This is a genomic window from Metabacillus sp. 22489 (genome assembly GCF_052044855.1).
Lineage (GTDB): Bacteria > Bacillota > Bacilli > Bacillales > Bacillaceae > Metabacillus > Metabacillus niabensis.
In genome coordinates, this window is record NZ_JBQENT010000078.1 from 1 (window position 1) to 11,534 (window position 11,534).

Annotated in this window: 14 protein-coding genes; 2 read left to right on the forward strand and 12 right to left on the reverse strand. The window is 34.8% G+C overall.

The annotated features are described in order from the left end of the window. Positions 1-139: 139 nt before the first annotated feature. The 3 genes from degQ to ACTJJ9_RS25370 all read right to left on the reverse strand — a co-directional run bounded on the left by degQ (position 140) and on the right by ACTJJ9_RS25370 (position 1,456). Positions 140-280: a degradation enzyme regulation protein DegQ gene (gene degQ, locus ACTJJ9_RS25360; RefSeq protein ID WP_095302274.1), complete on the reverse strand. Its 141-nt coding sequence runs from the start codon at positions 278-280 to the stop codon at positions 140-142. A gap of 307 nt (positions 281-587) precedes the next feature. Beyond that, positions 588-812: a hypothetical protein gene (locus ACTJJ9_RS25365; RefSeq protein ID WP_095302275.1), complete on the reverse strand. Its 225-nt coding sequence runs from the start codon at positions 810-812 to the stop codon at positions 588-590. 98 nt (positions 813-910) lie between these two features. Beyond that, entirely contained in the window at positions 911-1,456 is a 546-nt protein-coding gene (locus ACTJJ9_RS25370; RefSeq protein ID WP_145584026.1) for a PadR family transcriptional regulator, read from the reverse strand. Between the two features lie 172 nt (positions 1,457-1,628). Here ACTJJ9_RS25370 and ACTJJ9_RS25375 point away from each other — a divergent pair, with 172 nt between their 5' ends. Beyond that, a complete protein-coding gene (locus ACTJJ9_RS25375) occupies positions 1,629-2,309 on the forward strand; it encodes a TerC family protein (protein WP_440768991.1) in 681 nt (226 codons plus the stop codon). Positions 2,310-2,335: 26 nt separating this feature from the next. Here ACTJJ9_RS25375 and ACTJJ9_RS25380 read toward each other — a convergent pair whose 3' ends face one another. Further along, positions 2,336-3,559 (reverse strand): HDOD domain-containing protein, encoded by a 1,224-nt coding sequence (locus ACTJJ9_RS25380; RefSeq protein WP_145584022.1) that lies wholly within the window; start codon positions 3,557-3,559, stop codon positions 2,336-2,338. 133 nt (positions 3,560-3,692) lie between these two features. After that, entirely contained in the window at positions 3,693-3,875 is a 183-nt protein-coding gene (locus tag ACTJJ9_RS25385) for a hypothetical protein (RefSeq protein WP_095302278.1), read from the reverse strand. Between the two features lie 179 nt (positions 3,876-4,054). Between ACTJJ9_RS25385 and hpaB the strand changes: the two genes are divergently transcribed. Next, positions 4,055-5,494 carry a 4-hydroxyphenylacetate 3-monooxygenase, oxygenase component gene (hpaB, locus tag ACTJJ9_RS25390; protein ID WP_145584020.1) on the forward strand — a complete coding sequence of 480 codons (1,440 nt, stop codon included), beginning with the start codon at positions 4,055-4,057 and terminating at the stop codon, positions 5,492-5,494. Between the two features lie 59 nt (positions 5,495-5,553). Here the strand turns inward: hpaB and ACTJJ9_RS25395 are convergent, their stop codons facing one another. The 7 genes from ACTJJ9_RS25395 to ACTJJ9_RS25425 all read right to left on the reverse strand — a co-directional run bounded on the left by ACTJJ9_RS25395 (position 5,554) and on the right by ACTJJ9_RS25425 (position 11,102). Further along, positions 5,554-5,802: a YueH family protein gene (locus ACTJJ9_RS25395; RefSeq protein WP_145584018.1), complete on the reverse strand. Its 249-nt coding sequence runs from the start codon at positions 5,800-5,802 to the stop codon at positions 5,554-5,556. Between the two features lie 242 nt (positions 5,803-6,044). After that, entirely contained in the window at positions 6,045-6,266 is a 222-nt protein-coding gene (locus tag ACTJJ9_RS25400) for a spore germination protein (RefSeq protein WP_095302281.1), read from the reverse strand. 57 nt (positions 6,267-6,323) lie between these two features. Further along, positions 6,324-7,457, reverse strand: a complete 1,134-nt coding sequence (locus ACTJJ9_RS25405; RefSeq protein ID WP_145584016.1) for an AI-2E family transporter — start codon at positions 7,455-7,457, stop codon at positions 6,324-6,326. A 298-nt stretch (positions 7,458-7,755) separates the two neighbouring features. Next, positions 7,756-9,090 carry a hemolysin family protein gene (locus ACTJJ9_RS25410; RefSeq protein ID WP_095302303.1) on the reverse strand — a complete coding sequence of 445 codons (1,335 nt, stop codon included), beginning with the start codon at positions 9,088-9,090 and terminating at the stop codon, positions 7,756-7,758. A 78-nt stretch (positions 9,091-9,168) separates the two neighbouring features. Continuing rightward, positions 9,169-9,852: a zinc metallopeptidase gene (locus ACTJJ9_RS25415; RefSeq protein WP_145584014.1), complete on the reverse strand. Its 684-nt coding sequence runs from the start codon at positions 9,850-9,852 to the stop codon at positions 9,169-9,171. An 85-nt stretch (positions 9,853-9,937) separates the two neighbouring features. Next, on the reverse strand, positions 9,938-10,360 hold the full coding sequence (locus tag ACTJJ9_RS25420; RefSeq protein ID WP_186324281.1) for a MerR family transcriptional regulator: 423 nt from the start codon (positions 10,358-10,360) through the stop codon (positions 9,938-9,940). Between the two features lie 211 nt (positions 10,361-10,571). Further along, positions 10,572-11,102: an HD domain-containing protein gene (locus ACTJJ9_RS25425; protein ID WP_145584010.1), complete on the reverse strand. Its 531-nt coding sequence runs from the start codon at positions 11,100-11,102 to the stop codon at positions 10,572-10,574. Between the last annotated feature and the right edge of the window lie 432 nt (positions 11,103-11,534).

The window sequence follows — 11,534 nt, forward strand, 5'->3', positions numbered from 1 at the left end:
ATATGAATAATAGGCAATTTACACTTATTTTTAAGATAGATTCTAAGAAGAAAATCAAAAATTAAAAAGGCATTTGGGAAAGAAAGCTTTCCCAAATGCCTTTTGTCTTCAATCTGAAACTTGGCCTATGGCCAAGTTTTTACGAAACATTCAAATATGCGTATTTATCATACTTATCAATACTTTTATTTATATTCTGTAATGAAGCTTTAGTTTCGTTTATTTCTTTTTCTAGCTTTAAAAGCATTTCTGTAATTTCTTCTATTTTTTGCTGATCCATCGTTTCACCCTCCTTATACTTTTTAAGCGAATGCATGGCCAACTTACAAAAATATCTTTCTTACTATTTCAGTTTACTGTAAAAAAGTGCACTTTTCACCGAAAATAATACGTAATACTTAGTGCGTGACACCGCAAGAAAAACGCAATAGTTCTAAATATACAATTCCTGCAATTTTACTCTCCAATTTATGGATATTATGGTGTTATTTCACTATTGTTACTGAGATAATCATTAGTTCGATAGAAACAAAAAAGATTGAATCCAACATTTCAAAATAGAACAGAAAATGTCGGATTCAACCTTTTTATACTGTTATGATCATATGCTCGAAAATATCGTTCGCTTTTGTAATAGCTACTTCAATTAATTCTTCCTTTTTTTCAATCGGTCCATGATACTCTAAGGTGTAGTCCTCAATTCCAGTCTTCGAAAACAAGCATTCCATCTTAATCCTGCTATTATCCTTACTAACCGAAAATACCGCAACCATTTTATCGTCTAAAACATAAAATGTAGGCTGCACTCCCATAGAGACGAAGACCTCCTTTGAAATATGAAAAATTATCTCACTAACTATTCATTTTTCTAACACTAATAGATTCGACAAAGAAAGTAAGAATTCCTTTTTTAAGTTATTTTTTTATCGTTAGAGGATAGATGTTCCATCATCTCATTGATAAATTTCAGCTGAAGCTTGTATTGATCATATATATTTTGGAATGATAGTTTTGTAAAAAAGTCTAAATCTAGTACCATCGCCTTCTGCTGCTCTCCAGCTTCCATTTCATGAAGTTCTTTTTCGATTTGCTGCTTTTGTTCTGCTAATGCTTCCAAAATATCTTCATTAGGAAGTTCATCAATAAACGAAATAGCTGAATAAATAGATGTTGGTAATATAACTGATTTTTCTTTGAAGGCTGCCTTGAGAAGCTTTTGAAATTCAACTTCGCCTTCTTCTGTTATTTTATAAATTGCTTTTGAGCGATTTCCCGTTTGCTCAACTGCTTCAATTTTCACTAGCCCTTCCATATCCATTTTTTTTAGGGCATGATAGATTGATCCAGGTAATATGCCTGCCCATTTATCTGTTTGGCTCTTTTGAAGAACCTGTTGAATTTCATACCCAGACATTGGTTTTTTCTTTAATAAGCCTAAAACGACTAGCCTTGCCATATGCTACACCCCGACTCAATATTAATTATTCAATATTGAGTATTATACCATATATATGGGATTTCACACTTCCATTAAATATATTTATCACTTTTCACAATTTTATACATGCTAAAACTTAACTGGATATAAAAGCTCATTAATCAAAAAATAGGTAGGTGGGGTGAAGATGATGGATTTTTTCTCGATGGAGTTTTTTACAGCACTATTATCGATTGTTATCATGGACTTAGTGTTGGCTGGTGATAATGCAATTGTAATCGGTCTTGCTGCAAAAAATCTGCCGAAAAATAAGCAAACGAAGGTTATTATATGGGGAACGGTCGGGGCCATTATTATTCGCTCCATTGCAACAATACTTGTTGTTTATTTGCTTAAAATACCTGGTTTAATGCTAATAGGTGGGGTAATCTTAATTTGGATCGCTTATAAACTAATGACAGAAGAAGATAGTCATGAAGTTAAAGCAGGAAATAGCTTTTGGGGGGCAATTGGAACGATAATTATTGCCGATGCTGCTATGGGACTTGATAATGTTTTAGCGGTAGCAGGTGCTGCACATGGAGATTTCTTACTTGTCTTCCTCGGTTTACTTGTCTCGATACCAATTGTTGTTCTTGGCAGTACGATCATTTTAAGATTTATTGAACGTTTCCCGATTATTATCTTTGTCGGTGCTGCAATTGTTGCTTGGACAGCTACAAAGATGATTGTAAAGGAGCCCTTTTTGCAATGGCTATTTACAAATGACTGGATTCAATACGGTTTCGAGCTCATCGTTGTTGTGGCCTTAGTTAGTCTAGGTATTATGAAAAAAATGCGAATGGAAAAAAAGGATAAAAATGCTGGTTAATAATCGATTAACTAGCATTTTTACAATTAAAAGGGCTTTTCATTTATATCTAGTATATAATTTGCCCACTCGCAAGCTTGGTTATAAAATAATGCAATCCTCTCCTTAGAAAGAGGTATCCCCTCAACGGTAATGGCCTTTTCTATTTGTAATGTCCACGTTAAAACACGCCCTAGCTCGTTATCCCTCTTAAGAAGAGCACGCTGAATATCGTCTGAAAGAGGTAAATCAATTAAAATATCTTCAAGCTTCCGATGTAGTAAAGTATCAATGAGAGAAAACATTCCTGTTAACATGTAGGAAGACGTATGATTTTCTCCAATTGAACTTGCTAATTGTTCACATAATTTACCTCGTATAAGCGACATTCTAACGACTTCCTGCATCTTAGAGTTATTTGTTTTATTCATCCCCTGAACAGATAACACATAAATCCAGCGTTTTATTTCATTTAATCCTAAAAGTACAATCGCTTGTTTAATTGACTTAATTTTGTTTTTGGGGCGAAATGCTGGCGAATTAATTAATTTTAATAATTTATATGATAAAGATAAGTCCTGTTCAATTTCGGTTGCGATAATATCAATATTAGGCTCGGTTTTCGAAATTTCCTCCAAAATATGATAATACGTTTTTGCATAAACAGGTACATCGTGGCTTGAAATCACGACAGGCTTACTAAAAAAGTATCCTTGAAAATATACATACCCTAGCTCATATGCATAGAGAAATTCTTCTCGTGTTTCCACCTTTTCAGCAAGAAGTTGAATTTGATATGGACGGTATTTATTAACTAATAGTCTTTGCTCAGCCTTATTCGTTTCAATAAAATCAACCTTAATAATATCAACATATTTAAGCAAGGATGGTAGTAATGAATATGTCTCTTGAACTTTAAAATCATCAAGAGCAATTGTATAGACCAAACTCTTCAATTCACGGCAAATTTCAATCAGTTCTTCGTCAATCGCAACGTTCTCTAAAATTTCTACAACAATTGAAGCAGGGTTAAAAAACGTAGGAACCTTCGATTTTAGCAATCCCTCTGTAAAATTCACAAAACAACGTTTACCATCTGATAATTCCTTCATTCCTATATTTAAAAAGCTATTAATAATAACCTCTGTTGTAGCTTGATCCCCGTCGATATCTGGAAAAATATTTTCCTGACTCCCTCTATATAAAAGTTCATAGGCAATAACTTCCTCATTTTTATTAAAAATAGGTTGTTTTGCGACAAAGACTTCCATTAGTAAACCCCCAAAGACAAATAAGCCGATCGTTTTAAACCTATTTTACTATATAAAACTATAAATAAATAACTTTTTTTCTAATATATGAGAAAAATCACTCTAGGAAGGAGCTTAAGATGAACGAAATCGATTATAAATATTTCATAAGGTTTATCGTCATTTTGATCCAACCAAAAAATGATAGCCATAACGGTATACTTAATAATGTCGCCCAAACCATTCCTTTAAAAAAGTTTTCTTCTTGCACACCACTCACACCTTTCATAAATGCCCATTTAGTAATATCCTTTCCATGGTGTTTGCATTTAAACATTTGGTAAACGCTTACAAATTACTTTTCCCTTTCTTTACTACCTTATTCCTCCAAAGATAGCAACATTCCTTTAATTATTGTTCAACATTTTCTTACATCATTTTATGATTATACTCATCACTTTTTAAGTTGAATGCATATAGTGTTACATGGATTAATTTGGTAAGGAGTGAATGCTTTTGCCTGCCATTAGTGGAGAACAATATGTATCACGTATAAATGAAATGCAGCCAAATGTATGGATTAGAGGAAAAAAAGTTACTGGTAAGCTTAGCGACCATCCAGATTATAAAGGTGCTATGCAAACAAAGGCTTCTTTATATGATTTACAGCTCCATCCAGACCTCATAGAGAAAATGACCTTTCCCTCCCCGTTATCAAAAGAACCGGTTGGCATCTCTTTTTTACAGCCGAAAACAAAAGAGGATTTGGAACGGCGTCGTTATATGATGAACGTGTGGGCAAGGAAAACGGTAGGAATGATGGGGAGAACACCTGATTATTTAAATACTGTATTAATGACTCTAGCTACTGCTTCACCTATTCTTACAAAGCAAGAGAAATCGTTTAGCAAAAACCTCCTTCGTTTATATGAACATGCACGTGAGCACGATTATTCGTTTACACATAGCTTTATTAATCCACAGGTTAATCGTTCTTACCAGAATGAAAAGCCTTCAACAGAGCCAATTGCCGCAAAGATTATTGCGAAAACTTCAGATGGTCTAATTGTTAAAGGAGCGCGACTTCTCGCAACCCAAGGTGGGATGACAGATGAGGTTCTCATTTTCCCATCAGGAAATAAACTAGGAGATGATGATTACGCCTTCAGTTTTTCAATTCCGACGAATACAGAAGGATTGAAATTTATTTGTCGTGAAAGCTTTTACAAAGGAGATTCAGCTTTTAATTATCCACTTTCCTCCCGCTTTCACGAAATGGAAACAATAATTATTTTTGACAATGTGCTCGTACCTTGGGATCGAGTCTTTTTCCATAATAGGCAGGATATTGCTTACGAATTGTTTTCTAAAAGCAGCTTTACAGCACATGCTTTACATCAGGTTGTCATTAGGCAAATTGTTAAAACAGAATTCATCCTTGGACTTGCACAAAAGATGGTCACTTCGTTAGATTTATCCGATTATCAGCATATTAAAGAAAAAATAAGTGAAATGATTATCGGTTTAGAGACGATGAAGGCATTGTTAGAGCGTGCTGAGCTTCATGCAAAAGAGGATCAATGGGGGACAATAACTCCAAATGTTCACCCCCTTTATGTTGCGATAAATACTTTTCCAACACTTTATCCTAGAATGAGTGAAATCCTACAGTTGATTGGAGCTGGTGGACTGATGGCGATTCCAGCCGAGGAGGACTTTCAATCAGAGCTTGCCGATGATTTAGACAATTATTTTCAAGGAAATGCATGTAGTGCAGTCGAAAAAACAAAGCTATTTCGCCTTGTCTGGGATTTAACAATGAGCTCATATGGTACAAGACAAACACAATATGAACGCTACTTTTTTGGTGATCCAATCAAGCTTGCTGGAACATTGTATAATGGGTATCCTAGAGATGAATATATAAGACAGGTTGAGGACTTTTTATCAACGTGATGTAATATTCGTTCAATCATCATCCAAATGGTTTCTATTGGATGATGATTTTTTCCCTTTTACATTTCTCCTACCCAATATACCATTTTCGTAGCTAGCTCCTCTGCAACCTCATCTTTCACAGCTTTTCCAAGTGAGTTGTTCAATCTTTCACGTAAATGGTCACGACTTTCTACATATTCAACAATCGTTGACCACTCTATTTCAGGTACTGCAATTAAACTATATTCCTCTTTTTTATTTTCATATATGTATACGTTTGTAATAAATTGATCACCATTTTGTACATTCGCTTTTCTTATTTTCATTTTGTTCACCCTTTCCATCATTTATTATAACCGATTTCCTCTTGTTTTTCAGTATTCTCCAGCATGGTTCGTGCTGCTAAAAATCTGTGATTTGTTAAGTTAGTTCCTTTTCGGAGTATCATTATTCAGCAACAGATGTCCTTTTCCACAGTGCTGTCGATCCTCACCTTGACCCGCCACTCTAAGAAAATAAAAAGAGACTAAAATCCACTATTCGCAAAGTGAATCCTAGTCTACACCTTTTATTTATTGAATGCCTTTGATTGGTCTACTACGTCAAAATCATCAAATTTTGTAATGGAAAAAAGATTTTGTGACTCAGTAAAATCGCCTGTATTTCCTACGCCTGATCCAAATGACCCTTTTTCCGTGCTTTTTGGGGACAAGCTAAAAGCATCGCCAACAGTAAAAACTCCAGTCGTTTCAATTGATAATAATTCAACAGGACCTACAAATGCGGGCATGCTACTCCTCCTGCTATCTTGTGTATTTAAGATTATTTTTCATATATTTTATGAAAATCAGCGTTTTTCGTTCTCATTTTCCCCAATCTTTTCTTTTTTCAACTCAACCTTATATTTATTTCGTAATTTAATTAAGCGAATGATATTTAACGTTACAGCTTTAAGTACGGCATACGTTGGAACCGCTAGGATCATCCCCAATATGCCTCCAAAGCTACCCGCTCCGATTAATAATAGAATAATCGTTAACGGATGGGTATTTAATCGTTTCCCGATAATAAGTGGAGATAGGAAGTTCCCGTCAATTTGCTGAACTACTGTCACGACAAGTGCTGCTAAAAGAGCCTTTCCTGGTGAATCTAACAAAGCGATAATGACAGCAGGAGCAGCACCGATAAATGGCCCTAAATATGGAATAATATTCGCCACAGCAACGACTAACCCTAAAACTAATGCATAATTTAAACCAATAATGGAATAACCGATATAACAGCCGACGCCAACAAATAATGAGACGATTACTTGGCCTTGAATATAAGCAGATAGAGTATTATTTAAATCTTGTAAAATCTTAACCCCTTCATGACGATATGTGTGAGGTAAGATTTTGACGATCTGACCGGGCAGCTTATGGCCATCCTTCAGCATATAAAATAAAATAAATGGTACAGTGATCATCGTTAAGGTAATATCTGTCACAACACCCAGTACCTTTGTAAAGCTTGCAGTAATGCTTTCAGGTAGGCTTGTTGCAAGGCCTGTTAATGTATCCTCAATTTGCTCTAAAGAAACATATTCCTGTTCCATCACCCATTTAAACTCAGATGTTTGCGTAAGATTGGTAATGAAATTCGATATTTCCGTTGCAAAGGTTGGAACATTTTTCACTAAATCTGTTACCTGTTGTGATAAAATCGGTCCCACGAATGCAACAACTGCTGAAATAACACCAATAAAGACTATATAAGGAATTAAGATAGCAAGTGTTCTCGGCACCTTCCCCTTCTCAAGAAGTTTCACTAAAGGTGAAAAGATAAAAAATAAGATTCCAGCAATTAAAATAGGAAAAAATAAAGTAGAAGCAAAGACTATGATTGGTTCAAAAAGAAAGGAAACCTTCGTGCCAACATAGACAATTAATAACAACAATAAAATCTGAAGTGTCCAAAAATGTGTTTTTGATTTAAACAAACGAAATCCTCCTATATATGTAAGCACCGCAACTTACGCAATCTAGTAAAAGTATAGCCAGATTTATCACATTATATAGGCTATACGTTTCAATGCGGTGAAACGTTTCAAAAAAGCTTCCCATTTCTAGAACTTTTTTCTAAGTAGTTTTAATTCTACTTTACATGATTTTATTAGAATATACTATACAAAAACGGCAACGAATCGTTGTGACCTCAAGGAGCTAGATGAAAACATAGCAAAAAGAGCCGTCTCAAAAGGATAAATCCTTAAAATCGAAACAGCTCTATAACTATATTTACTCAACAACTACCTCTTCAATGACCTCTAATTCAGGAATTTTCCGAATTTCGATTGAACGGATGAGATGCCCCTCCATATCAATAATTTGAAACTCGACTCCTTTATAAAGGATTTTATCCCCGATTTTACAGTCAATATTTTGGGTGAGAATCCAACCTGCTAATGTATCAACCTCGTCCTCTTCGATATCTAACTCTAGCAATCGATTAATCTCTTGGATTAAGACTTTACCTTCAACTACATAATGCATGTTTCCACGTTGTTGTATTTCCGGTACTTCATCTTGGTCAAATTCATCCCTGATCTCTCCAACAATTTCCTCAATAATGTCTTCAACTGTTACTAATCCAGCTGTTCCCCCGTATTCATCAACTAAAATCGCTAAATGGACTCGTTCCTTTTGCATTTTTATTAATAGCTTATGTATAGGGATTGATTCAATTACTTGGATTACCGGCCTAATATACTTTTGAATTGATGCGTTTTTTCGTTGCTGAGGTGTTAAATAATACAAATCTGTAAATATCTCTTTAATATTTACCATTCCAAGAACATGGTCTTTATCACCGTTTACAACCGGATAACGGGTAAATTCCTCCGTTCTCATAATCTCAAGATTTTCTTCAAAGGTATTATCAACGGACGTTGTAACAATTTCGGTTCTCGGTACCATAATTTCCTTTGCAATTCGTTCATCAAATTCAAATATTTTGTTTACATATTTAAATTCCGACGAATTGATTTCACCGCTCTTATAGCTTTCCGAAAGAATAATACGCAGCTCTTCTTCTGTATGTGCTAGCTCATGTTCTGATGCTGGCTTTAATCCGATGGTACGAATGAGTAAATTTGCAGAGCCATTCAAAATCCAAATAAAAGGAAACATGATCTGATAAAAAAGAATAAGCGGTCTGGCAAATAACAGCGTAATATTCTCAGCCTTGTGAATCGCAACGGTTTTCGGAGCTAATTCTCCAATGACGACATGGAGAAATGTAACGATTAGAAAGGCACTGATAAACGAGAAAAACGAAGAAAATGATTCGTTTATATGAAGCTGTTCAAACAGCGGGTGGAGCATGCTCTCAAATGTTGGTTCACCAAGCCATCCTAAGCCTAACGCAGTAATCGTAATACCTAGCTGACAGGCTGATAAATATCCATCTAAATTCGAGACAATCTTCTTTGCTACTTTTGCTGATTGATTCCCCTCTGCGATAAGCTGATCGAGACGGGAGCTTCTTAATTTCACAATTGCAAATTCCGATGCTACGAAAAATGCAGTGACTGCAATTAATATTGCAATCAGGATCAGGTTAACTATGTCCAAAATGAGGGATTGCTCATAAGTGTTATCCACTACGAACAATCCCTGTCACCTCCTAATGAGTGAAATATTCACCTTTTGTTATTCATCGTTCCCTTGGAAGAAAATCATAACGAATTTTAACAATTCAAATAAAGCCATTAACGCACCTGCTACATATGTTAATGCAGCTGCTCCTAATACTTTATTTACACCGTGCTCTTCATTATTCGTAATAATCCCTTCAGAGACCATAATTTTTTTTGCTCGTGAGCTTGCGTTAAACTCAACTGGTAACGTAATAACTTGAAATGCAACCGCAAAGGAAAAGAGAATAATTCCTAAGCCAATTAAATTTAAACTACCTAGTAAAAGACCACCTATGAACAAAAATGGAGCAATTCCTGATGTTAAATTAACAACAGGAAACATCTTATGGCGAAGAACTAATGCCCCGTATGCTTCCTTATGCTGAATCGCATGCCCTACTTCGTGTGAAGCAACTGATACCGATGCAATCGAATGTCCGTAATAAACGGGCTCAGATAAGCGGACAACTCGTTTCATTGGATCGTAATGATCTGATAATGTCCCACGCACAGGCTCTACACGAACTTGGTACAAACCGTTTTGATCAAGAATTTGTCTAGCTACCTCTGCACCTGTTTTATGTGAAGAAACAGCAACCTGTGACCATTTGTTAAAATTACCTTTTACTTTAAACTGTGCCCAAATGGATAATCCTAAAGCAGCAAAAATTAATATGTCCATTGGATGAAAAAACATGATCTTCCTCCTCTATTTTCTAACATCCTATTTAAATAGATGTTGTTACTTCCTCTCTTATTAGATGTCCAATTTTTCTCCAAAATTACTTCATAATCAAAGATAAAGATTCGATTAACGATTTACTTTGGGAACTTATTTGTTGCGTTACTTTTGCTTGAGAATCCTTATTTAGTTGTTCAAATAACGGTTTTAATTCTTGTATCTCAACCTCAAGGTTTTTCATATGTGCTGCTAAAAGCTTCGCAAACTTTATACATTTGTCTTGCTCATCTTCCGAAAGGCTTTTATACCGTCTTATTTCCATTCGTTCTTTAATTTCCTGCAGACTCATATTTAATTCCTTACATAATTCAATGAAGCGAATATCCTGGATCGTTTTATCACTATATAAACGATAATTAGAGGTAGATGTTTTCTCAACTTGAAGTAAACCTATTTGTGTATAATAATCAATTGTTCGTTTCGAAACATTTACCTTTTCGGCTAGCTCACCGATTTTATACAATGACACCCCATCCAATCACCTCTTGATCCTAGTATTAGTTTCATTATATTTTTTTAAAACCGTACAGTCAAACGTTATACTTTGAAAAACGAATACAACTAATTAACCTATATGTACAAAATAAGCAGACCTAAAGCAATCATATTGCATAAAGATCTGCTCCTAATACCTTAGATTTATGTTTTTGAGATTTATAGCCATATCTCGATTTTTAAACTGATTCACGATATTTTGTTAGAAGTTGATTAATTTTATGGTCAAGACGATCAATTTTTATCATTGCTTCCTCTTTGGATATTTTTCGATAATGGTGCTTACCATATGGTTCTTCATCCATTTCGTCAGCAAGACGAACAATTTGTTGTAATGTTGTTTTTTTCATTGAATTTTCCGGAAGATAGGAATCTGTGTGAAGTAATATTGCTAAAGCAATTTCCTTTGCATATTGTCTGTCTTCACCAAGTCTAATTAATAATTTATGTGCTCTTTCTGCACCCTTAATCGCATGTATATCATTTTTTTTGTACTTTTCATAATCCCATTCGCCGTTCGTATACCATTCATAATGGCCAATATCATGGAGCAATCCTGCTTTTGCTGCAAGATCAGGATTCACACCATGCTTTACCGCAAGCTGCACTGTATATTCTGCAACCTTAATGGCATGATCGACTCCAGATCGGTTTAAATATTTTTGAGCAATTGGGTGAGTAAATAAATCCTTTAGTAATACTCGACACATGTTCATCCTCCTCACCAAGTTTTTCAGATCAATGTACCATATATTTAAATCCTCTTCAACAAGGAGGCTCAATCATCTCACAAAAATGTTTTTCTACTATGTATATGCAATCTCACATGAATTGGTACTTTTTTTGCTCGTAAATCCTATTAAAGTATTTTAAAAAAGGACCTGGAGCAATTCTATGGGGTCTCTCTTTGATACGCTTCGCTAAGAAGGAGTCTCATGTATCCGCTCCAATTAAATAAAGTGGATAAAAATCAACCATAATCTTTACCATAGACAAAAAAAAAAGAAGCTATTAATTAGCTTCTCAGGCTGTCGAGAAACCTCGGCAGCCTATTATTTTATCTAATTACTTTAACTTTTCACCGCGTTAATATGGTATAATATAGATAACAAAATTGGGATGGTGATATTTTTGTTCAATAC

Bases quoted from the DNA above. Each gene is read 5' to 3' on its own strand.
- degQ (WP_095302274.1), bottom strand. From the start codon at position 280: ATGGATCAGCAAAAAATAGAAGAAATTACAGAAATGCTTTTAAAGCTA.
- ACTJJ9_RS25365 (WP_095302275.1), bottom strand. From the start codon at position 812: ATGGGAGTGCAGCCTACATTTTATGTTTTAGACGATAAAATGGTTGCG.
- ACTJJ9_RS25370 (WP_145584026.1), bottom strand. From the start codon at position 1,456: ATGGCAAGGCTAGTCGTTTTAGGCTTATTAAAGAAAAAACCAATGTCT.
- ACTJJ9_RS25375 (WP_440768991.1), top strand. From the start codon at position 1,629: ATGGATTTTTTCTCGATGGAGTTTTTTACAGCACTATTATCGATTGTT.
- ACTJJ9_RS25380 (WP_145584022.1), bottom strand. From the start codon at position 3,559: ATGGAAGTCTTTGTCGCAAAACAACCTATTTTTAATAAAAATGAGGAA.
- ACTJJ9_RS25385 (WP_095302278.1), bottom strand. From the start codon at position 3,875: ATGTTTAAATGCAAACACCATGGAAAGGATATTACTAAATGGGCATTT.
- ACTJJ9_RS25395 (WP_145584018.1), bottom strand. From the start codon at position 5,802: ATGAAAATAAGAAAAGCGAATGTACAAAATGGTGATCAATTTATTACA.
- ACTJJ9_RS25400 (WP_095302281.1), bottom strand. From the start codon at position 6,266: ATGCCCGCATTTGTAGGTCCTGTTGAATTATTATCAATTGAAACGACT.
- ACTJJ9_RS25415 (WP_145584014.1), bottom strand. From the start codon at position 9,852: ATGTTTTTTCATCCAATGGACATATTAATTTTTGCTGCTTTAGGATTA.
- ACTJJ9_RS25425 (WP_145584010.1), bottom strand. From the start codon at position 11,102: ATGTGTCGAGTATTACTAAAGGATTTATTTACTCACCCAATTGCTCAA.